At 39.2% G+C, this 2,825-nt stretch carries 1 protein-coding gene; it reads left to right on the top strand.

The window, feature by feature from the left end; translation table 11 throughout:
• A partial coding sequence (locus Q0958_RS18780) for a gliding motility-associated C-terminal domain-containing protein (protein WP_299126083.1) occupies positions 1–2,825 on the top strand: 2,825 nt, incomplete at both ends.

Below are 2,825 nucleotides of genomic sequence, written 5' to 3'. Positions count from 1 at the left end.
GTACAAACAATCACAGTAGAAGATAACACGGCACCAGACTTTACAGTTCCAGCAAATACAACAATATATGCCGCAGTCGATTGTACCTATGATGCCAGTGTAGGAGTAACAGGCGATGTAACCGATGAGTCAGATAACTGTGATACAAGTTTAGAGGCAACTTTTAGTGATTCAGTAGCAGCAGGAAGTTGTGAGGGAGAGCAAGTAATCACAAGAACATGGAGTTTAACAGACGATTGTGGAAATACCACTAGTAAAGTACAAACAATCACAGTAGAAGATAACACGGCACCAGACTTTACAGTTCCAGCAAATACAACAATATATGCCGCAGTCGATTGTACCTATGATGCCAGTGTAGGAGTAACAGGCGATGTAACCGATGAGTCAGATAACTGTGATACAAGTTTAGAGGCAACTTTTAGTGATTCAGTAGCAGCAGGAAGTTGTGAGGGAGAGCAAGTAATCACAAGAACATGGAGTTTAACAGACGATTGTGGAAATACCACTAGTAAAGTACAAACAATCACCGTAGAGGATAACACGGCACCAGACTTTACAGTTCCAGCAAACACAACAATATATGCCGCAGCCGATTGTACCTATGATGCAAGTGTAGGAGTAACAGGAGATGTAACAGATGAGTCAGATAATTGTGATACAAGTTTAGAGGCTACCTTTAGTGATTCAGTTGCAGCAGGAAGCTGTGAAGGAGAACAAGTCATCACAAGAACATGGAGCTTAACCGATGATTGTGGAAATACAACAAGTAAAGTACAAACAATTACAGTAGAAGATAACACGGCACCAGACTTTACCGTACCAGCAAACACAACAATATATGCCGCAGCCGATTGTACCTATGATGCAAGTGTAGGAGTAACAGGGGATGTAACAGATGAGTCAGATAACTGTGATACAAGTTTAGAGGCTACCTTTAGTGATTCAGTAGCAGCAGGAAGTTGTGAAGGAGAACAAGTAATCACAAGAACATGGAGTTTAACAGACGATTGTGGAAATACAACAAGTAAAGTACAAACAATCACCGTAGAGGATAACACGGCACCAGACTTTACAGTTCCAGCAAACACAACAATATATGCCGCAGCCGATTGTACCTATGATGCAAGTGTAGGAGTAACAGGAGATGTAACAGATGAGTCAGATAATTGTGATGCAAGTTTAGAGGCTACCTTTAGTGATTCAGTAGCAGCGGGAAGTTGTGAAGGAGAACAAGTCATCACAAGAACATGGAGCTTAACAGACGATTGTGGAAATACTACAAGTAAAGTACAAACCATCACGGTAGAAGATAACACGGCACCAGACTTTACCGTACCAGCAAACACAACAATATATGCCGCAGCCGATTGTACCTATGATGCCAGTGTAGGAGTAACAGGAGATGTAACCGATGAGTCAGATAACTGTGATACAAGTTTAGAGGCAACTTTTAGTGATTCAGTAGCAGCAGGAAGCTGTGAGGGAGAACAAGTAATCACAAGAACATGGAGTTTAACCGATGATTGTGGAAATACTACAAGTAAAGTACAAACAATCACAGTAGAAGATAATACAGCACCAGACTTTACAGTTCCAGCAAACACAACGATTTATGCAGCAGCTGATTGTACATATGATGCGAGTGTAGGAGTAACAGGAGATGTAACCGATGAGTCAGATAACTGTGATACAAGTTTAGAAGCAACTTTTAGTGATTCAGTAGCATCAGGAAGCTGTGAGGGAGAGCAAGTAATCACAAGAACATGGAGTTTAACCGACGATTGTGGAAATACCACTAGTAAAGTACAAACCATCACAGTAGAAGATAATACCGCACCTATAATAGATGAAACAAATAAAGCTAATATAGATATTGAATGTGGAGTAGGTAATACAACACAAAAGTTACAAGATTGGTTAGACAATAATGCAGGAGCAACAGCAACAGATAATTGTAGTAGTGTTGTTTGGACTAATGATTATGGAAATGATACATCGATTAAATGTGATGGAAGTTATATTAATGTAACATTTACAGCAACAGATGCATGTGGTAATCAGAGTTCTGTAGTTGCAGGATATTTAATAAAAGATGATACAGCACCAGTAATAGCAACAGAAGCTTCAAGTAGTACAGTAGAGTGTGATGGTTCTGGTAATTTAAGTGAGCTAAATACATGGTTAAGTAGTAATGGAGGAGCAAGTGCTACGGATGCTTGTAGTGTAGTTTCATGGAGTAATAATTTTACTGAATTAGATTACACATGTAGTTTCGTAGGAGAGGTAGAAGTAATATTTACAGCTACAGATGCTTGTGGTAATACAAGTACAAGTACAGCTAAATTTACAATTGAAGATACCAAAGCACCAAAGTTTGTAGAGAGTTTACCAGATGATATAACCGTGAGTTGTGATAATATTCCAGCAATGGAAGTATTAACCGCAACGGATGATTGTGATACAACAGTAACCGTAGTTCCGAGTGAAGTAACCAGTGGAGATGACGATGCTTGTGGATCAGAATATTTAATCACAAGAAAATGGACAGTAAGTGATTGTTCAGGAAATACCACAACACACATACAATCAATTACGGTAGAAGATACCAAAGCACCAGAGTTTGTAGAGAGTTTACCAGATGATATAACTGTGAGTTGTGATAATATTCCAGCAATGGAAGTATTAACCGCAACAGATAATTGTGATACAACAGTAACCGTAGTTCCGAGTGAAGTAACCAGTGGAGATGACGATGCTTGTGGATCAGAATATTTAATCACAAGAAAATGGACAGTAAGTGATTGTTCAGGAAATACCACAAC

The sequence above is a fragment of the uncultured Tenacibaculum sp. genome (assembly GCF_947499065.1).
In the GTDB taxonomy this organism is placed as follows: Bacteria; Bacteroidota; Bacteroidia; order Flavobacteriales; family Flavobacteriaceae; genus Polaribacter.
The sequence above is the reverse complement of the archived record's forward strand: the minus strand, read 5'-3'. Positions and strand labels throughout refer to the sequence as shown.